This window comes from Nitrospira sp., assembly GCA_035968315.1.
Taxonomy (GTDB): Bacteria; Nitrospirota; Nitrospiria; order Nitrospirales; family Nitrospiraceae; genus Nitrospira_D.
This window is the reverse complement of the sequence record JAVYIN010000005.1, coordinates 647,498-669,334: the sequence shown is the minus strand read 5'-3', so window position 1 is coordinate 669,334 and position 21,837 is coordinate 647,498. Positions and strand designations below refer to the sequence as shown.

The following is a 21,837-nucleotide window of genomic DNA, read 5'->3' as shown; positions in this document are numbered from 1 at the left end:
GATGCTTAAATCTTAGTTTGGAGACATTTGTGAAGTGTTTGCCCAAGCAGATGGGGGTATCTCTTGGCTAGGTTTTCAGGAGAGGATGGGTACCCAGACTCCTCAAGTCGAATGGGATGTGTTTGGATTGGAGTCATGTCTTCTCCGTTAATATTGATCGTCACATCAATTCGATCCACTCTAAATACCGGGAACATGAAACGAGTGCAATATTTTCGCTCGAGGTCCATTTTTTCTAACCGGAGCAGGATCTCATCGATCAGATATGTTTCACCGTCACCTTTTCCCCATAAACGTGTTGCTCGGTTGATCGGGATGTCATATTTAATATCAATAGTTTTGGCGCCTCTATCAGGCCACGCAGTTGTTACTGACTCAGCATACGCATGATAGACTTCACTCTTCTTGCTAATGGCTCCTCCATCAAGAAGTACTCGTGCCCCACGACCACGGTTTTCACAGACCTCATCGGCAAATCTAAGGAGAGCCGCTAAGACCTGTGCTCTGAAGCTGGCCGTCGCATGCCGACTATGTTCTTTGAGGATTCCAATTGTATCTTTATCTCCTGTTGGTGTTTCCCCGCCATGCGCCTGTGCCACATCGGCAATGTCTTTCTTCTGGACGTTATCATCCCCAGCCAACGCTCCCATTTCACTGAGGAGTTTGAAGGCTTTCTTTTCATGACCGATACGTCCATAGACGTTGCCCGCATCATGTAACAGGATAGCCATGAGAAGGACGTATACCTCGTAGGGCTTCAATCGATCCGGAACGCATTTGGGCTCTTCGGCACCAATCATTAGCCCAGCGTAAACAATAACCTGGTCGAAGTGATCGGGGCCATGATCCGTATAGATTCCTCCATCGGTTGCAAGAGTAGCCCCAATATGCTTGTACACATTGTTAATTAACCACTCCTTAACGGAGCGATATCGTTGGAAATAGTCAATTTGTGGGGTTGGAAATTCATTCCTCGATGAGGCCGATACTTCCTTTAGGCATGCTTCCAACGGTAATAGGTGAGCCAGGGTCATGTGCAATCACCGGATTGATTAATAGAAAGTAGTTCTTGGAAAATTGCTTTAGCTAAAAACGGAGGGACGGCATTCCCCACTTGCTGTTGTTGAAAGCCTATTGATCCGGTGAACCGGAACCAATCAGGGAAAGACTGAAGCCTGGCCGCTTCGCGGACAGACAGCCCTCGGTCTTGCCTTGGGTGAATGAGCATATTCTTTCTGAAGTTCCCAATTACGATAGAAGGCTCATTCTCTTTTAGTCTGTAGTAGATCCCAGTATGACATCGGGAAGGATCAGCATAATTTTTCATCAGACGGCTAGGAATCTGTTCCCAGTTTCCTCCTTGCGGAATATGGCGGTAACGACTCAGTACATAGGATGCGTTGCGGGTTACAAGATGACCACTGCAGTGGGTCAATGTGCCACGCAACATTTTTGCATACGAAGTACTAGCCTTGACCGGATACCGAAGCATATCGGAACTTGCGCCATTTTCCAATTCAGGCAAATCACTCAAAGCCTCTTGTACCGTAATTTGGCGGTGGGATTTTCCTTTGGGTAGTGGTAACGAAACGCCATGGAGAGACCCAATGATGAAAAGCCGTGATCGGTCTTGGGGAATACCAAAGTCCTTAGCGTTGAGAACTCCGAAAGAGAGGGTATAGCCAATCTTTTTGAGCTCACGCATTATATGCTCAAGAAAGGCACCTCTTTCTGTTTCAATAATGCCTCGTACGTTCTCGAAGACAATCCAGTCAGGATGGATAGTTTTGACGAAACGTGTGTATTCTCGAAATAACCAATTTGAGGGGTTTGAAGCTGAGCGGGTTCGCTGATTTGAGGTTGAAAATCCTCTGCATGGTGGGCCGCCAAATATGACAGTTGGTTCTTTTGTTCTTTTAAGTTTGGAAATCTGGGGAATGCTCAGTGGGTCAACTAGCCGAATGTCTTTTTGGAGGACTGGGGTGTTTGGATGATTTTGAGCATAAGTTGCCGCTGCAGATCGATCTGCCTCAATGGCAAGGGAAATTCTGACCCCTGCCATTGTAGCACCGATAGACATACCTCCGGCACCTGAGAATAAATCGATTCCAACCATAGGAATATTCCTCAACCGCCTTGCAACCTATCATTTCCCGCCTCCTTCAAGTCAAGAAAGGAAGTTCGTCAGAAGAGGAAAATGGATATAGGAGTCATTTCGCCTATCCGAATGTTCGCTCAACACCTACCCATGTATGGATAAGAAAGCAATGACACAGATGGGGTATTCTGATTTTTAGCGTATTTTTTGATCAAGTGAGATAGGTGGAGAGAACCGGGAATCAGGGTCGTTGCTTGACTTGGCACCTGAGGACCGCTTTTCGCTCAAGAATATGGGGGGTGGTGCAGATTAGGCTGCTGCATTTTTCACCCGGGCTTCTGCCCGATGGCCGATCGTGGCGAGGACTCGGATCAGCAGACTGAGTTACCGCCGGCTTGCTACGCGTGTTCGGGACGAAGGGCGTTTGGTGGGTTTCTTCGGAACAGGCATGAAGAGCGCGGGTGAGACACCGAAGCGGGCGGCCAATTGGGTGATTTGGCGGACGTTCAGGTCTCGCTTGCCGGAGAGGATTTCTGAGACGACGCCCTGGCTGCCGATCTCTGACAAGTCCGATTGCTTGAGCGCATGCTCTTCCATCAAGGTGCGGAGGATTTCGGAGGCGGATGAGTCGGAGAAGGGGACATGGGCGTCCTCATATGCTTCGATAAAGAGGCCAAGCATCTCCGCCAGGTCGGCCAGGGGGTGGGTTTCTTGCTGACCGATTTTATCCAGGATTTCATCGAGGACGGCCACGGCGCGGTTATAATCGGCTTCAGTCCGTAGCGGACCGAGTGGAATCCGCTGCCGGATGCGGCGGTAGTCGGTATGGGCGTCCTGAATGTATTTGGCAAGCATGGATCAAGTCCTCCACGTGTTCCGGTCGTATTCTGCGTGCGTCAGGATGTGCCGGATGTACAGCTTCTTCCGATTATAATGAATGGCTGCGATCAGCCGAAACGTGTTTCTTCCGATTCTTACACCCCTTGGACTTCGCGCGATGACCCTGCTATGGTGCTCGCATGACTATAAATGCTCCCATCGTTCCGGAAACTGTGAATTGTGCGAATGGCCAGTGTGGGCGGGCGCTCGACACCCAGCGCAATCAAGGGCACCCTGACTCGACGGTGCCGCCCAGTTATATCCACAAGCTCTACCATCTCTCTCTCCCGTCGTACTCCGTCGCCTGCATGAAATGTGGGCACTACTCGATCCGGTATCAACGGCCTCAGCCGGACTGATCGACGCGGAGCTTCTCCTGGCGAGCGGGTATTCTCTTCTTCCGGCTGGACGGCTTCGATTCGGTTAGTCCGGTCTTCCTGCTTGCGCCCAAGGAAGGTGTCTAGTAGACTCTGGCACAGATCCCCTTGTTATCTAAGGCGGCTGACGATGCCACAAGTAAGTCCACACCATGATGCTGCGCGGATTGCTGACAATTTGCGCCGGACGATCGAATTGACGGAATTGGGGTTGGCCTTGCGTCAGGCCGTGCTGCGACAGGACCATCCGCAGGGCGATGGACTCGTCCAGGTGATGCACGAGATTCGACTGGCCAAAGAGCAGGCATGGCGGCAGAGCCGATCCTAATTCACGCCCTTTCCGACCTCATTACCGAGTTCAATCGTCGTGGTGTGGCCTATGCGCTTGCAGGAGGCTGGGCGTACAGTGCCTTGGTCGAGCCACGGGCCACAACCGATATTGATCTTCTCATTCTTCTCGATCGGCCGTCCCGGGATACGCTCCATGCGCTGGTGTCGCCATTGTTCGATGCCACGGTGATACATCCTGCACCGATGGTGTTTCATGGACTGTCGATTTGGCGAATCGTGGGAATTCGCCGCGATCAGGAAATCCTCGTCGATCTGCTCCTGGCGGATTCCACCTATCTTCAAACGGCATTGGGTCGCGCCCGCCGGGTTTCGTTTGCCTCGCTGTCGGTTCCCATTCTCACGGTGGAAGATCTGATCATCTTAAAGACGCTGGCGGGGCGGCTGCAGGATCTCGCCGATCTGGAGAAAATCCACGTGCGCCAGTCTGAGCTGCATATCGACTGGGCGTATGTGGAGCATTGGAAACGGACGCTTGGCCTCGCCGATCTATAGCGCAGGGCTCGAGGTTTCGGTGTTGGATCTGGAGCTGTGAGGCTGCGGCGCGGTGGCTCACGGTTCGTCCCGTTCGGCTCATTCTGCCCCTTTTCCCGGTACTGTCCCCTCTGTTTTCTCCTTCTCAGGGACCCTGCGGATACCGTAGAATAGCCCCGCGTTGAAGTACGTCACTCCGTTTTGGCCTGCGCAAAGACTCTGCCGCCCGGTGGAGGAAAGGGGAGCGTCGAGATGCACGCACAGCACACCGTTCAGGAATTGCTCGAGCGAGCTCAGGTGCACATCAACGGGACCCAACCGGGTGATATCCAAGTCCACCACGATCAATTCTACGATCGGATCCTGGCCGAGGGCTCGCTCGGGCTCGGCGAGTCCTATATGGATGGCTGGTGGGATGCCAACCGGCTGGACGAGTTCTTTTTCCGGATTCATGCGGTCGAACTCGACAAAGCCGTGCGCGATACGCGGCTGATTCTGAACGGGTTCAAAGCCCGCCTCTTCAATATGCAGACGCCGAGCCGCTCAAAACTTGTGGCGCAACGGCACTACGATCTGAGCAACGAGTTTTACGCACAGATGCTCGGCCCGAGCATGCAATATACCTGTGCCTATTGGAAGGGCGTGAAGAGCCTGGAGGAGGCGCAGGAACAGAAGCTGGATGTGATCTGCCGGAAGCTGCAACTTCAAAAAGGCGACCGTGTGCTGGAGCTGGGGTGTGGGTGGGGCGGGTTCGCCCATTTCGCCGCCTCCAACTATGGCTGTTCGGTGGTGGCCCACAACATTTCCGAGCAGCAGGTCGCCTACGCGCGCCGCTGGTGCGCGGGACTGCCCGTCGACATCAAACTCGAGGACTATCGTGAGGCCACCGGGGAGTTCGACAAGGTGGCGGCCATCGGCATCTGCGAACATGTCGGGTACAAGAATTATCGCACGCTGATGGAGGTGGCCCATCGGCGGCTCAAGCCGCATGGGCTGTTTCTGCTCCACAGCATCGGGAACAATGCCTCGGTGACCACCGGCGATCCCTGGTTCGATCGCTACATTTTCCCAGGCGGTATGCTGCCGTCGGCCGCGCAACTGGGCGAGGCGATGGACGGGCTCTTTGTGTTGGAGGACTGGCATAATTTCGGGCCCGACTATGACCGGACGCTTCTGGCGTGGCAGGAGAACGTCGACCGGCATCAGGCGCAATGGGAGCAGACCTTCGATGAGCGGTTCTTCCGCATGTGGCGGTACTATCTCCTGTCTCTCGCGGGGGCCTTCCGCGCCAGAACCATCCATCTCTGGCAGATCGTGATGTCGAAGCATGGCCTGTTGGGCGGCTATGAGGCGGTGCGCTGATGGCGATGATCTCGCTAGAAGACCATGCCCGCAAGCGAGCGGCCTTGGCGGAGTCCCTGCGCGCGTCTAGCCAAACCGGATCGCTGGCCCTCGACAAACCCACCTCCAATCTCTTCCGTCAGCGGGTGCAGGAGCCGCGGCAGAAGCTGGACGTCCGCGACTTCAACCATGTGATCCGCGTGGACGAGCAGGCCAGGACTGCCTTAGTCGAAGGGATGACGACCTACGAGGAGCTGGTCCGCGAAACGCTGCCGTTCGGACTGATGCCCTGCGTGGTCCCCCAACTGAAGTCGATTACTATCGGCGGAGCATTGGCGGGGATCGGCATTGAATCGTCCTCATTCAAGTACGGCTTCGTCCACGAAACGGTCCTGGCCATGGATATTCTCCTGCCTGACGGCAGGGTCGTGTCGGCCACCAAAGAGAACGAGCACCGAGATCTGTTCTTCGGGTTTGCGAATTCCTACGGCACGCTGGGCTATGCGCTCACCGTCACCCTCGCGCTCATTCCCGTCAAGAAATTTGTCCGGCTCCGGCACGAGCGGTATTCCGATCCGGAGACCTATTTCCAGGCCCTGGGGCGCATCTGCCGGGACGGGCAGGTGGCTTTCGTGGATGGCACGATGTTCAGCGGGCGGGAGCTCTATATCACGACCGGGGAATGGGTCGATCAGGCTGAATGGGTGAGCGATTACACCTATCAGCACATCTACTATCGATCGATCCAGCAGAAGACGGTGGATTACCTGACGGCGCACGATTACCTGTGGCGATGGGACACCGATTGGTTCTGGTGCTCGAAACATTTCTTCGTCCAGCATCCGCTCGTCCGGTGGCTGTGGGGCCGGAAGCGTCTCTGCTCCACTGTCTATTGGCAGGTGCGCAACCGGTTCAATCGCTCACCCGTCGCCCAGCGGATCGCCGGCGCGCTGACCGGCCGGCAGGAGCTCGTGATTCAGGACGTGGAAATTCCGCTGGAGCAGGCGCCGACGTTTGCCGCGTTCTTCAATCGGGAGATTGGGATCACCCCGGTGTGGATCTGTCCGGTCGCAGCCTACGATCCAACGGCCTCCTATCCGTTGTACCCGATGACTCCCGGCATGTTGTACGTCAATTTCGGATTCTGGGACGCGGTGAAGACCGACCATGAAGAGGGGTATTTCAATAAGAAAGTCGAAGCCACCGTGCGGGCCCTCCACGGCAAAAAGTCCCTCTACTCAGATGCGTACTATTCGCGCGACGACTTCTGGCAGTTGTACAACGAACCGGCCTACCGCGCGCTCAAGGTCCGGTATGATCCGGCGGCCAAGCTGAAGGATCTGTATGAGAAGTGCGTCCTCAGAAAGTGAGGAGGCCTGTGCCATGATGGGGCAGGCCCCGGTGTTGAACCGGGGCCTGGTGAGATTACGAGGCGGTCGAGGTCGCTAGGGGTTCATCCCGCTCACTGCCTGCCGATGCGGCCGCCTCTTGATTGAAGGCGGCCGGCAGCACTTCTTCGATCCGTTCGACCAGGATAAAGGTGAGTTCGTCCCGCACTTCCTGCGGCACGTCTTTCAGGTCCTTCTCGTTGGCCTTCGGCAGAATGATCCGCTTGATCCCGGCGCGATGCGCCGCCAGGACTTTTTCCTTGATCCCGCCCACCGGCAAGACCAATCCGCTCAAGCTGATTTCCCCCGTCATGGCCGTATCGCTCCGCACGGCTTTCCCCACGTAGCTGGAGGCCAAGGCCGTCGCCATGGTGATGCCGGCTGACGGGCCGTCTTTCGGAATGGCCCCCGACGGCACGTGGATGTGGACGCCGTTGCGTTTGAAGCGCGAGATATCCAGCCCCATGCTTTCGGCATGCGACCAGAGATAGCTGCGCGCCGCGCGCGCCGACTCCTGCATCACGTCGCCCAACTGGCCGGTGAGGGTCAGTTCATGGCTGCCGGGCAAGAGGGTGGTTTCGATATAGAGCACGTCGCCGCCGGTCGGTGTCCAGGCCAGCCCGGTCGCCACGCCCGGAGGCAGATTCTTCCGCGCCTCTTCCGGCATGAACCGTTCCGAGCCCAGCCATTCGCCGAGCAGGCCGGCGCGAATCTCGACCGGCTGCCGCTCCGCTCCTTCCGGCAGGTCGGCGAAGGTTAGCGCCACTTTTCTCGTGAGGCGTCCCAGCATCTGTTCGAGCTGGCGCACGCCCGCTTCGCGCGTGTAGCGGCTGATGACGAGGTTCAAGACCTCGTCGGACAGCAAGGCCTGGCTGGCGTCGAGGCCCGCCTCCTTCAGCCGTCGCGGCCAGAGGTAGCGGCGGGCGATTTCGGCCTTTTCCCGTTCGCTGTAGCCCTGCAGGCGGATGATCTCCATGCGGTCCAGCAAGGGCTGGCTGATCGTGTCGAGGGTGTTCGCCGTCGTGATGAAGAACGCCTTCGACAAGTCGAACGGCAGATCCAGATAGTGGTCGCGGAACGTATGGTTCTGCGCCGGATCGAGGATTTCCAAGAGCGCGGCCGCCGGGTCTCCCCGGAAGTCGCGGCCCATCTTGTCCACTTCATCGAGCATGAGGACCGGATTGTTGACGCCGGCCCGGCGCACGGCCTGGATGATCCGGCCCGGCAAGGCGCCGACATAGGTCCGGCGATGGCCGCGCAATTCGGCTTCGTCATGCACGCCGCCGAGGCTGAACCGCTCGAAGGTGCGGCCCATGGCTTTCGCAATGGACTGCCCCAAGCTGGTCTTGCCGACGCCTGGAGGGCCGACGAGGCAGAGGATCGGCGCCTTGGCAGTCGGATTGAGCTTCAAGACCGCCAGGTGTTCGACGATGCGTTCTTTCACTTCCTTGATGCCGTAGTGATCCTCTTCGAGCACCTGCCGGACCTTGGCGAGATCCAGATGGTCCTCGGAGGCGTTCTTCCAGGGCAGTTCGAGGACGAGTTCCAGATAGGTCCTGAGCACCTGATGGTCCGGCGAGGACGGCGGCACTTTCCCGAGGCGCGCCACTTCCCGCTCGGCTTCTTTCCGGACAGGGTCGGGGAGGTCGGCCTCCTGGATCTGTTTCTTCAGGTGGGCGATGTCGTGTTCTTCCCCGTCGCTCTCGCCCAGTTCCTGCTGAATGGCCTTGAGCTGTTCGCGCAGAATGTATTCGCGCTGGTTCTTGCCGATCTTGGCCTGGGCTTCGCTGGTAATCTTGTCGCGCACCTGGAGGATTTGAATTTCCCGCGACAGGGCCGCATAGAGGCCGCGCAGCAATTCGGCGGTCGAGGAGGTCTCCAGGAGTTTCTGCTCTTCGGCGACGGTCAGGTTGACGAGCGAGGCAATCCGGTACGCGAGGGCGACCGGGTCCTCTTCGTTGCTGAGGGCGACGCTGGCTTCCTGCATGCCCGGCGCTTGAATCAAGCGCGGCAGGTCCGTGACCAGTTCTTGAATGGCCCGATGCAAGGCCTGCACTTCGGTGCTGCTGTCGGAGGGCCGATCCAGCGCGCGCACGCGGGCGGTCATGTAGGGGGTGGTCTGCTCTGCTTCGATCAGCACCACGCGGTCCAACCCTTGGACCATGGCGTGGATGGTGCCCTCAGGGGATTGGGCCACCTGCCTGATAATGGCTTTGGTGCCGATGGGGTACAGATCGGCGAGGCCCGGTTCATCGGTCTGCGGGTCGCGCTGCGCGACGACCAGGATCATCTTCTCTTCGGTCTTCATCGCGGCGTTGACGGCGGCCATCGACCGTTCCCGGCCGATGGTCAGGGGCATCATGACCCCTGGGAACAAGACCGTCCGCTTGATGGGTAATATCGGCAGGGTCAGCACGGTTATCTCGTTGTTCATATGGCTCCTTCCCTTCGTCTCGTCCATGAGTCGGGACACGGTGAATGTGTGTCCTCCTTCAGATAGGTCGATGCGGAGGCAAGTCAAGGGGAAGGCAGGCGGGGCCTGAGGGCTGCCAGGAGGCTAAGCGAGGCACGCACGGTGGAGCATCAGCTCAGCTGGGTGTGGGATTGCCCGATGGATGTTCTACAGGCACGAGACGGCGTCTGGCCCCGCCTTGGACGATGAGGAATTCATAGAGGCGGCATTCGATGGCGCCGTTGAAGAGGGGGGTGCGTTTCGAGGGGGCCAGGCCGATGAGTTTGGGTGCGCGGAGGTCCCCGGTAAACAGATAGACGCGCCAGCCGACACAGCGGGTTTTGAGCCAGGAGCCAAGTTTGGGATAGAAGACGTCTAGATCGGCTTGGGTGCCGAGGCGGACGCCGTAGGGCGGATTCATGACGATGATGCCGGGCTCTTTTGGCGGGGTGAGGTCGAAGAGATCGATGTGGGTGAGCGTGATGTCCCGGGCGACTCCGGCACGGGTGAATTGCTCGGTGGCGATGTGCACGGCCTGGGCGTCCCGATCGGAGGCATAGATGGGAGCAGGGCTCGCGGGTAATTGCTTGGCCTTGGCTTGGGCTTGGATGGTGTTCCAGAGGGCTGCGTCGAAATTCGAGAACAGTTCGAAGGCGAAGTGCCGGCCGAGACCGGGGGCGATGTGTCTGGCCATCATGGCGGCTTCGAGCGGGATCGTGCCGCTACCGCACAGGGGGTCGAGCAGCGGCGTGGTGCCGTTCCAGCCGGTCAACTGCACGATGCCAGCGGCGAGATTCTCGCGCAAGGGCGCCTCGACGGTTGATTGGCGGAAGCCGCGCTTGAAGAGGGAGTCCCCGGTGGTGCCGAGGTAGAGCGTGAGATGGGTGGCATCGAGAAAGGCGTCGATGCGAATGTCCGGACGGCTGGAGTTCACACTGGGGCGGGTGCCCTTCAGCTTGGTGAAGGTGTCGCAGATGGCATCTTTGATCCGCAGGGTGACGAAGTCGATGCTTTTGAGCGGACAGTGCTGTGCGCTGGTTTTGACTTTGATGGTGCGCGAGGCCTGGAACCACTGCGGCCAGGGAATGGCGCAAGCGGCGGCGTAGATATCTTGTTCGTGGCGATAGGGGACGTGCGCCACTTCCAGCAGGATGCGGCTCGCGAGGCGGCTTTCGAGATTGGCCCGGTAGATGGTCTTCAGATCGCCGGAAAATCCCACGCCGCCTTCGGTCTGGCGCAGGTCGGTGGCGCCGATGGCGGCCAGTTCCTGTTGCAGCAGCCGTTCGAGGCCGCGCGGGCAGGGTGCAAAGCAGCGCTGGTTTGTGCTATCCATGCTTATCGAACTCCTCGCAAGACATGCGGGACAGGCGCGACGCGCGGCGGATTCTTTTCTCGCTCGTCACCCATCACGTATCACACGTCACTCGTTATGAAATATTGCAGCGCCTGCGGCGCGCCCGTCAGCCAGAAGATCCCCCCCGGCGACAATGTGCTGCGCTACGTGTGCGAACATTGCCAGGCTATTCATTACCATAATCCCAAAATTGTCGCAGGCTGTATTCCGGAATGGGGGGATGACATCCTCTTGTGCCGCCGCGCCATCGAGCCGCGCCTGGGATTTTGGACCTTTCCCGCCGGATTCATGGAGATCGGGGAAAGCACGGAGGAAGCGGCCGCGCGCGAAACGAAAGAAGAAGCGCTGGCGGACGTGGAGATCGTCTCGCTCTACGCGGTGCTCAGCATGCCGCATATCGGGCAAGTCTACATGGTGTTTCGCGGGCGGATGATGGCGCTCGAGTTTGGCGCCGGGTCGGAAAGTCTCGAAGTGCGGCTCTTCCCCCGCCATGCGATTCCCTGGGACGAGATGGCTTTTCCCGTCGTGGCGGACGCCTTGCGCCGCTATGTGAAGGACGCCGAGGCGGGCCGGTTCTTGCTGCAGCTCGGGAATGTGGCCGACCGGATGCCGGAGTAGCGGAATAGGCCGAGGCGCCCGCTCAGCGCAGCGCGGAGCGCCGGACGATGGCGTGAATTTCCAGCAGCGCATCCCCCCGGTCAATCGAATAAAAAATCCGCCAGTCCCCCACGGCATATTTGGAGAGGCCCGGCAGATCCGGCGAGAGCGGTTCATGCCGGAGGTTGTCGACGTTGGACGCGATCCATTTGGTCTTGTCGAAAAGCCGTTGCGCCATCGGCTGATCAATGTGGGAGAGGTCCTGGACGACTGATGGGCGGAAGGCGATGCGGTACCAGGCCATCGATCGTTACCAGCGGAGTCCGAGTTGGTCCGCCACGTCTTCCCCTGACAGCCGTTCCCGGCTTTGGAGCGACTCTTTGAGTCTGGCTCGCAAGGCGTCGCCGAGGGAGAGCCCAAGGTCGGGATCGCCGATCAGTTCGCGAATCCGGTCATCGACGAGCCCCTGCACGAGCTCTTTCAACTGTTGGGCGGTTAACTGAGACGGGTCCATGAGGAGCGAGCATACGGAGGCGTCCGCTGAAAATGCAACTGGCGCAAGACCGGAGAAGCGGGCGAGAGACGGTTAGGCGGCGCTCTTGTTTGTGGTAATCTGCGAAATTAAGGACTTGAGGCGTGCTTCCTGGGCCGGTTCGATCTTGAGAAACTCAATGCCGATGCCATGAGAGCCGGTCCAGCGCACGGTGGCATTGCTGATCGTGATCGGCGTGGCTTCACCAGGCAGCTGAAAGGAGACTTCCAGTTGCATGCCGGTAAAGGGCTTGATGGGGCTTTCTACGCGGCAGCCTTTGATCGAAACGTCGCAGACGGCGGCATCGTAGCGCAGCTTGTCCCGTTGAACCAGCACGCTGGACAGGCGTGTGAGAAACCGTGGAAATTTTCTTGTGACCATATCATGGCTCCTTCGCAAGGGACGGTTGTAAATAAGGTCCCATCTGCCTTGCGTACCTGTGCTGTATTGTCCTCTCAGGCTAGTGGCGAAGGGGAGTGAAGTCAATCAAACCGCTGATTATTGCATGGGGAATTTAGAATGAAGCGAAAGCCTGGAGAGCCGATCTACCTTGGGGGGCAGATGCTGGCCTTGGGACTGGCGGTGATCTGTCCGGTCGCGCTGCCGCAGCTCTACCATATGTTCATGAGCCCGATCAGTTTCGAAACGAGAGTGGTCGCGGGGCTGGCCCTCGCGGTGGTCTCGGGAATTCTCTTGTATCGGCTCTTTGCCGCTGCCGCCAAGAACGAACCATAAGTACGAGTGGCTTCTACCGGTGATGTCTCCAGTGGCCATGGAGATAGGGGCCCCAGTAGGGGCGGTAGTAGGACCCGCCGTAGATCCAGGGGCGGCCGATGTAGAGGCCTAATCCCAGAGCCGGCGGGTAGATGTAGGAATAGAGGTACGGGTTTGCTGGAACGATGACGGGCGGAGCGACTGGTTGCCGGTATTGCTCAGTGGCTGCCGCCTGTTGTTTGAGTTGCTGGGCGGCGCCTTCTTGAAATTGAAGCTGACCTTTAAGTTTGCCGATTTCCTCACGCTGCAATTCGATGAACGTGTTCAGGCACCGGGTTTGAGCCTCGCCGGCATAGTTTGAACATTCCCAGGGGACCGGCTGATCGCCTGCCTGTGCTGAAATGGTCCGGAGAAGGAGCAACAGACCGATCGCTCCGGCGAGCAAGGTAAGGCGCCAAGAGCAAGAGGATTCCGGAAGTGCCATGACCGTCGGTTGTCGATTCATGTGGACCCTCCTTGAAAGTCTTCTACCAGGCTACCACGAGAATAGCCTATTGAGTAGGCCGGTCTTCTGATCGAGTGCAACGCACGAACGAGGGTTGTGTTGACGGGGGTCCAACAGGTGGTTTGATTTTGCGGCAACAGGCCTCCTACAATGCCGCATCATTTAGGCACCTCGGATATGTATGCGCGCCAAATCAGCCAAGTCGTCCTCCCGTAAGAAGAAGGCGGTGTCCAAGTTTCCCGCGCTCCCTCCTGCGCTGAAACGCCGGTTTCAACAGCGGCTGCTCAAGTGGTACGGCGAGCATGGCCGCGACCTGCCTTGGCGAAAGACCTCAGACCCCTATCACATTCTCGTATCGGAAGTGATGTTGCAGCAGACGCAGGTGGACCGCGTGATTCCCAAGTATCACGAGTTTTTGGATCGCTATCCGAGTTTCGAGCACCTGGCCGATGCTCCGGTCGCGGACGTGAAAAAAACCTGGTATCCCTTGGGGTACAACATCCGACCGGAGCGGCTGCACAGCATTGCCTGTGAAACGGTCGAGCGCTATGGCGGCCAGCTGCCTAATGACGCCGAGGAGCTGTTGTCCTTCAAGGGGATTGGGCGGTACACCGCCGGCGCCATCCGGTCGTTTGCCTTCAACGAAGATGCGCCGATTCTCGACACGAATGTCATTCGCGTGCTCCATCGTGTGTTCGTCGCCCAGGGGGATCCCAAGACCCAGAAAGCGCATCTCTGGGAACTTTCGGAAGCCCTGATCCCGCGCGGGAAGGGCTACGATTTTAATCAGGCGATCATGGATTTCGGCGCGATGGTCTGTACGGCGAGAGATCCCTACTGTTTGCTGTGCCCGATGAAGTCGTTTTGCCGGACCTATCCGTTCGACCCGCAGTCCCGCTCCCGTTCGTAGGCTCACAGTGATGGCGATTCAAGTCGCGGCAGGACTGATTCATCGCGAGGGCCGGTATTTGATCGCCCGCCGGAAACCCGGCGCGCATCTTGGCGGATTCTGGGAGTTTCCCGGCGGGAAACGGGAGCCGGGTGAAACGCTGGAAGCCTGTTTGCACCGCGAGTTGTTTGAAGAATTGAATGTTCGGATCGCAGGCCTGCGTCCGTACGAGGTGGTCCGGCATTCGTATCCGGAGAAAACCGTCGAGCTGCATTTTTTTCATTGCGTGATCGAGGCGGGGGAGGCCGAGCCGATGGACGGCACGGAGCTCCGCTGGGTGTTGCCGGACGAATTCTCGCAATTCCAATTTCCCCCGGCGGACGAGGTGATCCTCGAGGCCTTGCGGCGGGACGCAGGAAGGAGTGTGTCATGAAAGTGGTGCTGGATATCGAAACGGTCCAGGCTCCGAGAGAGGAGTGGGCGAGACTGCTGGGGAAAGAGCCTTCGTCGGGCGAGCCAACGGGGGATTTTGACCTCTTTGCCGCCGGGGCCGCGGAGGAACAGCGCCATGCGGACGATGAGTTGTACGCCAAGTCGGCCTTTGACGGGACCTTCAGCCGGATTGTCTGTATCGGCCTGCTCGAATTTTCCGATCAAATGGAGGCGCGGAGCGCGGTGGCCTGGTATGGGCCGAATGAGCGGGAGCTGCTGCGCCAGTTCTGGGCCCGCCTGGCGCAAGACCGGCCCGGACTCTTTATCACCCATAACGGGTTAGGGTTCGACCTGCCCTTCATCAAGAAACGCTCGATCATCAACCAGGTGAAGCCCAGCCTCGATATCAATCTGGCCAAGTTCCGGACGGAGCCGGTGTACGACACGATGGCGATCTGGAGCAATTGGGACACCCGCGGGTGGGTCAAGCTGGACGTGCTGGCCAGGGCGCTCAACGTGGAGACGAAATCCGGGAGCGGCTCGCAGGTGGCGGCGATGTGGGAGCAGGGGGAAGGGATGGAGCTGGCCCGGTACTGTCTCCAGGATACCTATGTGACCTATGCCTGTTATTGCCGGATGAATTTCCGGCAGCCGTTGTCGAGCGATGTGGTGCTGCTTCAGCCGGAATTGCTTGAAGTGTTATAGAAGGGGAGCCTCTATCGGGTGGGCTGCAGCTCAGCCTTGTGTTTTAGCTTGGGGGTAGAGGTGGTGGTCGATGCGGCCTTGCCCGCTTTTAGGGCGTTGACCTGAGCGCTCTTCTCTCTCAACTTCTCTTTCATCCAGCTATTTTCTTTCCGCAGCATGCTGATTTCTGAGTCTTTGAGGGCGGCGGCCTCTTTTGCCCGGCGAAGCTCCTCCATCTTGTTCAGCAAAAACTCGTCGGCGGTGAGACCTGCCGTGTTTTGGCTGGCCGGCTGATCCGGCTTGGCGACAGGAGCGGCGGCGGCACCGGCGATTTTTGCCAAGATCGGATACTCGATCACGATGGAGGGTACTCCCTGAACCCCATGTGTGACCGCAGGGCTAGCCGCTTCGATTCTGGCGGCTGAGCGGGGTGAAAATCCTATGGCCTTGGTAAGGCCCTTTGACGAGGTGAGGGTGAGATGCACGGCCCCTTGCTGCACATAAAGGGTGCCCGCGGTGGGTTCAGCGCCTGACCCTGCCGATGAGGACACACGGAAACCGACCAGTTGCTCCGGTTTCGCTTGCGATAATCCTTGGGCTAGCAGGGGAGCAAGAAACTCGGCGTCCTCATCGCTGAATACTCTCATCGGCTTGCTGCCACTCGCGGGCATGTTGGTTGGCTTGGAAGAGGGAGACGCATCATTCACAAGGAGGCCGGTCAGGACCTTCAACATGGTCTGGCGATCGATCATCGTGGGATGATCGGCATCGAAGGACCAGTCTGATATGTCCTCGAAATAGATCGACCCTTTTGCGGTCTGATGGATGGGCTGAATGCCGGAGGAGAAGGAGCAGCCTGCTGTCAGGACGGCACATGACAGGAGAAGTACAGAAGAGAGACTGATGCGGGTGGAGATTCTGACGGACACGGGAGAATTCCTTTCCGCACGCAAGCAGGCTGTCGTGGCCGCTGTGGCGGCCGGATGAATGGGCTGCCGGAGTTACCAGATGCCCAGGCCCATGAGCACCATGCCCATGGCGAGCCATCCGAATACCCCTGCCGAAATCATGCTTTCGAGTGTCATGTTCGAATCCGATTAATGTGAGTGGTGGATAATGGGTCCTTCATAAGTAGTCAGCTCAAATAGCAAGGGTTATGCCTTTGTGACATCAGGTGAAAATGGTTGGATAAAAATGCAAAATCCGAGGAGTTGATGGGGGAAATCAATTTGACCGGAGATGAAAAGAAGATTGAATTCGAGAGCAATTTAGTCAGTAAATTCAATAGTCTAGACGATCTGTCTCTTTCCGTGACCGGTTAGGCTGAAGAAAAGGAGTCCTTACGGGAAATTCTTTCTCAGTACTTGCAGGGGGAATTTTAGTGCGGCGTGCGTGGAAAGTTTGACGAAGCGATGTCAAAAAATGTTCGTCATGTTGGCTGGGCTGTGCAGGAATGTCCTTATGTGATGGGAAGAATTAACCCAGAGGGGACTGACTCCAGAGCCGAACCAACGGGCAAGTGGCTGGCTACTCCGCAAAGAGAGCGGCCGTTGTGGCGTCGGTGATCAATCGAGTGGTGAACAGGCCTGGCTGAAGCGGCTCGGTTCCCTTGTTCCAGATGACGGCAATGTTGCCGTCTGTTTTTCCCATCCATTGATCCGGCGACCTGGTGGCATCGCGCTCGACCAGGATGGAAAGTCTCTGGCCGATGTATTTCCGGTTCAGGGCCGCGCCGATCTCTCGCTGAAGATCGACCAACCGCTGCACCCGCAAGCTCTTGACATCATTAGAGATATCGTCGGGATATTTCCTTGCGGCGATCGTATTTTTTCGCTCGGAATAGGCGAAGACAAAGGCTGAATGAAACCGGACCTGTTCGACCAGCCGATAGGTCTGGTTGAACTCCTCGTCCGTTTCCGAGCAGAATCCGCAGATGATATCCGTCGTCAGCACAATATCGGGGATAAGCTGCCTGATCTGATCGACGAGCTTGCGATAGTCGTCTGTCGTATACAGCCGGCCCATGAGATCCAGGATGCGGTCGCTGCCGGATTGCAGCGGCAGGTGGATGTGTTTGCAGATCTTTGGATGGGTGGCGATGGCCTCCAGGAGCGGACGGGGAAAATCCTTGGGATGGGGCGAGGTGAACCGGACCCGTTCGATGCCAGGCGTATCGGCGACCGCCAGGATGAGCTTGGCGAAGTCCCAGTCGTCAGACCGGTACGAGTTCACGTTTTGTCCCAACAAGGTGATTTGCTTGTAGCCCAGAGCGGCCGCTTGCTGCGCTTCGGCCAGAATACTCTGCGGGTCGCGCGACCGTTCGCGCCCTCTGGTGTAGGGGACGACGCAGAAGCTGCAGAAGTTGTCGCAGCCGCGCATGACCGTGATCCAGGCATTGGTCCCGCCCTCGCGATCCGGCATGACCCCGTCGTAGGTTTCATATTCCGACAGATCGAGCGCAAAGGCTTTCTTTGAAAAACCCTGTTCCTGAGCCTGGAGGGCGTTGGAGATCAGCATGGGCAGCTGCCGATAGGCATCGGGGCCCGCGAGCACGTCGATCAACGGGACTTTCTTGGTCAGCTCGTCTTTCAGACTTTGCGCCATGCAGCCGAGCACGCCGACGACGAGCGGCCGTTCCTTCTTGATCGCGTGGAGCTCGCCAAGATGGCCATAGACTTTATTGTGCGCGTTCTCGCGAATCGCGCAGGTATTCATCAGCATCACGTCCGCCCGCTCGCGATCGTCAGTGAAGGCAAACCCGTCTTGCTTGAGCAGTGAACGGACCAACTCGCTGTCCGACTCGTTCATCTGGCAGCCGAAGGTCTCGATATGGACTAAATGGGGCGTAGCTTTGTGTGTCATACGATCGGCAATGGTACGGCGCCTGCGTGAGAATTCGTGATCAGGCCGATGGCCCAGCGTTCGCTGGCGGCCGTGATCGTCACCCGGTGGACCTGATTCGTCATGTCACTGGTCGATGGCACCGCAACTTTCAAAAAGTTCGCAGTCGTCCCCACACCATAGCCTTCCTGGAGTCCGGATTCAAACAAGACCGGGACCGTGGTGCCAATGTGCCGGTCGTGAAAGGCCAGCCGTTTGGCCTGGGAGCGAGCCGTCAGGATGGCCGTGCGCCGCTTCACCAATGCCGGATCCACCGGATGGGGGAGCTTGATGGCTGCAGTTCCCGGACGAGGCGAATAGGGGAAGACGTGAAAATAGGCGAAGGGCAGATCGGTCGCCAGCTGAAGCGTCTTGTCGAAGGCCTCGTCATCTTCACAGGGAAAGCCCACCATGATGTCCGTGCCGAGTCCCAGGTTGGGAATCTTGCGCAGGGCGCGCTCGATCAGATTCCGATAGTCGCCTGCCGAATAGGACCGGTTCATGGCCGACAGAATCCTGTCGTCTCCACTCTGAAGGGGAACATGGAGATAGGGACAGAGTTTCGAGGATGAGGCCATGAGATCGAGCAGTTCATCCGTGACCGTCGTCGGTTCAATCGAGGAGATGCGGATGCGCTCAAGCCCGGCAATCTGTTCCAGCCACCGGATCACGGTACAAAGGTCGGCGCCGTCCTGCCGGTACTGCCCGATATTCACGCCGGTCAACACGACTTCCCGGCAACCCTGAGCAGCGAGCTGCTCGGCCTCGCGCAGCACATCGGCCAGCATCCGGCTGCGTTCCTGCCCGCGGGCGAAGGGAATGATGCAGAAGCTGCACATCGTGCTACAGCCGTCCTGAATCTTGAGCGGCGCCCTGGTGGAGTCCGGTTGCGCGTACAGGTCGAGCTCAAAGTCATCGCGCGCAATGGTCTTGGTCCGATGCACTTCGGGGGTCGCCCGTTTCTGGAGCTGATCGCTCGGCGGGAGATAGCTGGGCAGGTCCAGCTTGTATTGATTGCCGACGATCAGGTCGATGCCCGCTTGTTTCTTGAGCCCCTCCGTTCCGGTCTGTGCATAGCAGCCGGTTACGGCGATAAAGGCATGGGGCGAATGTTTCAAGGTCTTGCGAATCAGATAGCGCGAGGTGCGCTCGGCATCTTCCGTGACGGAGCAGGTATTCAGCACCAGCAAATCGGTCGGCTGGCCAAATTCCACCAGTTGATAGCCGTCCCGCCGCAGCCGTTCCCCGAGGATCGAGGTTTCCGCCTGGTTGAGCCGGCAGCCGAGCGTGTGCAGCGAGGCGCGTGGTGGTGCGGATTTCGTGAGCATCCGCGCATTATAGGGGAGGGGTTGCGACACGGGCAAGGGAGGGGCGAGAGGGGGGCCCAGTACCATTCGGAGGCAAGCGATAGGTGTGACGGGCAGGAGGATTACCCGATTCGCTTGACGGCAATCAGATCGTTTACTACGGTTAGCTATCAATCTGGCTATGTCGCGATTGGCATTACCTAAGTGGACTTCGGCTTTATCGAGCCAGCGTTGCTCGGGGCGATTGCCAAGACGGCGAAAGACAGCCAGGCGGCGCCAAAGGGATTGGACGGCCATCTCGTGACCCGTGTGGCGATGGGGGTGGATGTACCGGCGCGGTTGCAGTAGCAGATTCAGCAAGTGTTGTTGAGTATGCGGGATGCGCGGCAGGGGAAGGCGAAAGGATAGGGCTGTCGTATACGTGCAGGGGGGGGGCGACATGAATGACCGACAGGGGCTCTTGCGGCTTGGCCAGGCGATTTGTCTGGTGGTGATCATGGGGATCAGTGGCAGTGCCTGGGCAGGATTTCTGGGCTTTGGTGATCCCAGCTGGCAAGAAGAAGTGCTGCTGCACGATGGCAGCAAGATCATCGTCAATCGTTCGCAAAGTTATGGCGGGCGGCATGAGATCGGACAATCAGCGCCGATCAAAGAACAAACTCTGACGTTTACCCTGCCCAATACCAGCACGACCATTGTGTTTAAGAGTGAATATGGCGAAGACATCGGGCGTGCCAACTTCGAGCTACTGGCGTTGCACATTCTCAACGGCACCCCGTACATCGTGACCGCGCCAAATTTATGCCTGTCGTACAACAAATGGGGGCGACCGAACCCGCCGTACGTGATCTTCCGATACGACAGCAAGGCATGGACGCGCATCGCGTTGGAAGAACTCCCGACAGAATTCAAGGACATCAATTTGGTCGTCAATTCCAAAGGCAAGGAGAAAATCCTCACGGCGCAGTCCATCGTCACAGCGGAGCTTGTCAAGAAACTGAACGGTGAGTTGGAACAACCCGAATACAAAACGATCCTGCGGGAGCCGTTAGTAGGGGAGCGGTGTCCACAGTATCCGAGTGGGCCTAAGGCTCCTATCCCAATTGCTCCAAGCACGTCACCGAAATAAGGCAAACCACCAGATCTATCGAGCCGATCCGGCAAACACGTTTTAGGAGAGCAAATATGACCACCACGATTGAATATGCGTTAATGGCGGGCCACGCATATCGTACGACACGCGATGAAATCAATTGGATACCCGTTCCGCAGGGGTGGAGCCCTTTCTTTCCGGTTCCTGACACAACGACGCCAAATTTTCCAACTACCGCTGGCTTCGAAGCCATCTCATTCCAGCGCGGCACCGACATTGTCATCTCCTATGCCGGCACCTATGACAAAGATATCACCGGAGATATTGTGGCGGACATAGGCCTTGCCACCGGCTTTGGATCCGTTCAGCTTCTGCAGGCCGCCGAATATTACTTGCAAGTCCAAGCCGCGAATCCTACGGCGACCATTACCTTCACCGGTCATAGTCTGGGCGGCGGGCTGGCCGCTTTGATGAGCGTGTTCTTCGGCGGATGGGAAAAGGTGTCAGGAACCATTGTTTGAGTTGACGACCATGAATTGAGGCTTGGTATGGGCCGACCATTACGCCCTGGGTCAGCCGACATCGTCTACCACGTCTTGAACCGGGCGAATGCCCGGATGACGCTCTGTGACGACGACGGGGATTATGCCGCGTTTGAACGGGTGCTGACGCAGGCTTGTGGAGGAAAAACGGGGACATTCTACACTTTCGAGCGGCGTGAGGAGCTAAGCGGGGTTTTATATGCCACGGAGTGCACGCGCGTCAGTCGGAGCTCTTGTTACCACGTGATCATTTGGGGTAACGCCCGTTTGGATCGGACGCCTGGACGGCGATCAAAGAATCGCGGGCAGATTGACTTGTCCTAGCCCTGTCTATCAAATCACCAGTCTGGGCGACTCTCCTCCTCACGGCTTACCGGATCTCCTCCCTCATAACTGATTCAGTTCAGGCCCTGTGTGCGATTGCGCGCGGAGGACTCTACAGATCTGAGGATTGACAGTATCCGGTTCGCTCGATAGAGTGACGCACCTTGCGGGAGGTGCCAGGATGATCACACGTTCCACCTGGATGTTCACGGTGCTGGTTGCCATCGTACTGATACTCCCTGGCCACACTGCGTCCCGCGAGATCTTGCCGGTTGAACCGGACCTCACGACTCGTCTCGACGAACTCTACGACCACGAAGCCCGCTTGTTTCTGATGCTCTATTCCTTAAAAGGGGACGGCCAGGTGGATTATGTGACGGGCCGGTCCGTGCAGGAGTATGCCCGCAGCAACTACGGCAATCCGATCTATAAGACGGATGAGTACCCGCTCTTCTATTGGTGGAACCACACGATGTGGAATGATCCGGAGGAGGATGGGGTGAACGGCAATGAGCGGGTGTATCAGGAGAATGTGGACTTCGACATCCTGCGCTATAAGCCCTGCCTCTTTAACGGCCAGCCCTGCTAATCTCTGACGCATCACGCCAGCGGTATTTTCGCGCGATT

The 21,837-nt window shown here is 58.0% G+C and carries 26 protein-coding genes; 14 read left to right on the top strand and 12 right to left on the bottom strand.

What is annotated here, in order from left to right:
• Positions 1–5 precede the first annotated feature (5 nt).
• From RI101_06755 to RI101_06745, 3 genes are all read right to left on the bottom strand, one after another.
• A complete protein-coding gene (locus tag RI101_06755) occupies positions 6–1,034 on the bottom strand; it encodes a hypothetical protein (protein MEC4889747.1) in 1,029 nt (342 codons plus the stop codon).
• On the bottom strand, positions 1,031–2,116 hold the full coding sequence (locus RI101_06750; GenBank protein ID MEC4889746.1) for a DNA cytosine methyltransferase: 1,086 nt from the start codon (positions 2,114–2,116) through the stop codon (positions 1,031–1,033). The genes RI101_06755 and RI101_06750 overlap by 4 nt, the downstream gene beginning before the upstream one ends.
• 366 nt (positions 2,117–2,482) lie before the next feature.
• Positions 2,483–2,953: a transcriptional regulator gene (locus RI101_06745; protein MEC4889745.1), complete on the bottom strand. Its 471-nt coding sequence runs from the start codon at positions 2,951–2,953 to the stop codon at positions 2,483–2,485.
• A gap of 531 nt (positions 2,954–3,484) precedes the next feature.
• On the opposite strand from RI101_06745, the gene RI101_06740 reads away from it, so the two are divergent.
• The 4 genes from RI101_06740 to RI101_06725 all read left to right on the top strand — a co-directional run bounded on the left by RI101_06740 (position 3,485) and on the right by RI101_06725 (position 6,887).
• Positions 3,485–3,682, top strand: a complete 198-nt coding sequence (locus RI101_06740; protein ID MEC4889744.1) for a hypothetical protein — start codon at positions 3,485–3,487, stop codon at positions 3,680–3,682.
• Positions 3,661–4,197, top strand: coding sequence for a hypothetical protein (locus RI101_06735; protein MEC4889743.1), 537 nt, complete (start codon positions 3,661–3,663; stop codon positions 4,195–4,197). Before RI101_06740 ends, RI101_06735 begins: the two co-directional genes overlap by 22 nt.
• Before the next feature lie 231 nt (positions 4,198–4,428).
• Positions 4,429–5,538: a cyclopropane fatty acyl phospholipid synthase gene (gene cfa, locus RI101_06730; GenBank protein ID MEC4889742.1), complete on the top strand. Its 1,110-nt coding sequence runs from the start codon at positions 4,429–4,431 to the stop codon at positions 5,536–5,538.
• Positions 5,538–6,887 (top strand): FAD-binding oxidoreductase, encoded by a 1,350-nt coding sequence (locus RI101_06725; GenBank protein MEC4889741.1) that lies wholly within the window; start codon positions 5,538–5,540, stop codon positions 6,885–6,887. Before cfa ends, RI101_06725 begins: the two co-directional genes overlap by 1 nt.
• Before the next feature lie 55 nt (positions 6,888–6,942).
• On the opposite strand, the gene lon is transcribed toward RI101_06725, so the two are convergent.
• Complete coding sequence (gene lon / locus RI101_06720) at positions 6,943–9,339, bottom strand: endopeptidase La (protein ID MEC4889740.1); 2,397 nt, start codon at positions 9,337–9,339, stop codon at positions 6,943–6,945.
• A gap of 154 nt (positions 9,340–9,493) precedes the next feature.
• A complete protein-coding gene (locus RI101_06715) occupies positions 9,494–10,690 on the bottom strand; it encodes a THUMP domain-containing protein (GenBank protein ID MEC4889739.1) in 1,197 nt (398 codons plus the stop codon).
• Between the two features lie 96 nt (positions 10,691–10,786).
• Here RI101_06715 and RI101_06710 point away from each other — a divergent pair, with 96 nt between their 5' ends.
• Positions 10,787–11,329 (top strand): NUDIX hydrolase, encoded by a 543-nt coding sequence (locus RI101_06710; GenBank protein ID MEC4889738.1) that lies wholly within the window; start codon positions 10,787–10,789, stop codon positions 11,327–11,329.
• A 22-nt stretch (positions 11,330–11,351) separates the two neighbouring features.
• On the opposite strand, the gene RI101_06705 is transcribed toward RI101_06710, so the two are convergent.
• The 3 genes from RI101_06705 to RI101_06695 form a co-directional block, all read right to left on the bottom strand.
• Positions 11,352–11,612, bottom strand: a complete 261-nt coding sequence (locus RI101_06705) for a type II toxin-antitoxin system RelE/ParE family toxin (protein ID MEC4889737.1) — start codon at positions 11,610–11,612, stop codon at positions 11,352–11,354.
• Positions 11,613–11,618: 6 nt separating this feature from the next.
• Positions 11,619–11,822: a hypothetical protein gene (locus RI101_06700; GenBank protein ID MEC4889736.1), complete on the bottom strand. Its 204-nt coding sequence runs from the start codon at positions 11,820–11,822 to the stop codon at positions 11,619–11,621.
• Between the two features lie 72 nt (positions 11,823–11,894).
• A complete protein-coding gene (locus RI101_06695) occupies positions 11,895–12,221 on the bottom strand; it encodes a PilZ domain-containing protein (GenBank protein MEC4889735.1) in 327 nt (108 codons plus the stop codon).
• A gap of 138 nt (positions 12,222–12,359) precedes the next feature.
• On the opposite strand from RI101_06695, the gene RI101_06690 reads away from it, so the two are divergent.
• Positions 12,360–12,575, top strand: a complete 216-nt coding sequence (locus tag RI101_06690; GenBank protein ID MEC4889734.1) for a hypothetical protein — start codon at positions 12,360–12,362, stop codon at positions 12,573–12,575.
• 13 nt (positions 12,576–12,588) lie between these two features.
• Here the strand turns inward: RI101_06690 and RI101_06685 are convergent, their stop codons facing one another.
• Complete coding sequence (locus tag RI101_06685) at positions 12,589–13,059, bottom strand: hypothetical protein (GenBank protein MEC4889733.1); 471 nt, start codon at positions 13,057–13,059, stop codon at positions 12,589–12,591.
• A 181-nt stretch (positions 13,060–13,240) separates the two neighbouring features.
• Between RI101_06685 and RI101_06680 the strand changes: the two genes are divergently transcribed.
• From RI101_06680 to RI101_06670, 3 genes are read left to right on the top strand one after another with little or no spacing between them, the layout of a single operon-like run.
• Positions 13,241–13,969 (top strand): A/G-specific adenine glycosylase, encoded by a 729-nt coding sequence (locus RI101_06680; protein ID MEC4889732.1) that lies wholly within the window; start codon positions 13,241–13,243, stop codon positions 13,967–13,969.
• Positions 13,970–13,979: 10 nt separating this feature from the next.
• The gene (locus RI101_06675) at positions 13,980–14,381 is read left to right on the top strand and encodes a (deoxy)nucleoside triphosphate pyrophosphohydrolase (GenBank protein MEC4889731.1); all 402 of its coding nucleotides are present in this window, start codon (positions 13,980–13,982) and stop codon (positions 14,379–14,381) included.
• Entirely contained in the window at positions 14,378–15,085 is a 708-nt protein-coding gene (locus RI101_06670) for a 3'-5' exonuclease (protein ID MEC4889730.1), read from the top strand. Before RI101_06675 ends, RI101_06670 begins: the two co-directional genes overlap by 4 nt.
• Before the next feature lie 11 nt (positions 15,086–15,096).
• Here the strand turns inward: RI101_06670 and RI101_06665 are convergent, their stop codons facing one another.
• The 3 genes from RI101_06665 to mtaB all read right to left on the bottom strand — a co-directional run bounded on the left by RI101_06665 (position 15,097) and on the right by mtaB (position 19,272).
• Positions 15,097–15,993, bottom strand: coding sequence for a hypothetical protein (locus RI101_06665; protein MEC4889729.1), 897 nt, complete (start codon positions 15,991–15,993; stop codon positions 15,097–15,099).
• 598 nt (positions 15,994–16,591) lie between these two features.
• A complete protein-coding gene (miaB, locus tag RI101_06660) occupies positions 16,592–17,926 on the bottom strand; it encodes a tRNA (N6-isopentenyl adenosine(37)-C2)-methylthiotransferase MiaB (GenBank protein ID MEC4889728.1) in 1,335 nt (444 codons plus the stop codon).
• A complete protein-coding gene (gene mtaB, locus RI101_06655; GenBank protein ID MEC4889727.1) occupies positions 17,923–19,272 on the bottom strand; it encodes a tRNA (N(6)-L-threonylcarbamoyladenosine(37)-C(2))-methylthiotransferase MtaB in 1,350 nt (449 codons plus the stop codon). The genes miaB and mtaB overlap by 4 nt, the downstream gene beginning before the upstream one ends.
• 183 nt (positions 19,273–19,455) lie before the next feature.
• Here mtaB and RI101_06650 point away from each other — a divergent pair, with 183 nt between their 5' ends.
• The 5 genes from RI101_06650 (at position 19,456) to RI101_06630 (ending at position 21,799) form a co-directional block, all read left to right on the top strand.
• A complete protein-coding gene (locus RI101_06650) occupies positions 19,456–19,599 on the top strand; it encodes a hypothetical protein (GenBank protein ID MEC4889726.1) in 144 nt (47 codons plus the stop codon).
• Positions 19,600–19,690: 91 nt separating this feature from the next.
• Entirely contained in the window at positions 19,691–20,380 is a 690-nt protein-coding gene (locus RI101_06645; protein ID MEC4889725.1) for a hypothetical protein, read from the top strand.
• A gap of 56 nt (positions 20,381–20,436) precedes the next feature.
• Positions 20,437–20,865 carry a hypothetical protein gene (locus tag RI101_06640; GenBank protein ID MEC4889724.1) on the top strand — a complete coding sequence of 143 codons (429 nt, stop codon included), beginning with the start codon at positions 20,437–20,439 and terminating at the stop codon, positions 20,863–20,865.
• A 27-nt stretch (positions 20,866–20,892) separates the two neighbouring features.
• Positions 20,893–21,210 (top strand): hypothetical protein, encoded by a 318-nt coding sequence (locus tag RI101_06635; protein MEC4889723.1) that lies wholly within the window; start codon positions 20,893–20,895, stop codon positions 21,208–21,210.
• Positions 21,211–21,391: 181 nt separating this feature from the next.
• Entirely contained in the window at positions 21,392–21,799 is a 408-nt protein-coding gene (locus RI101_06630) for a hypothetical protein (GenBank protein MEC4889722.1), read from the top strand.
• Positions 21,800–21,837 lie beyond the last annotated feature (38 nt).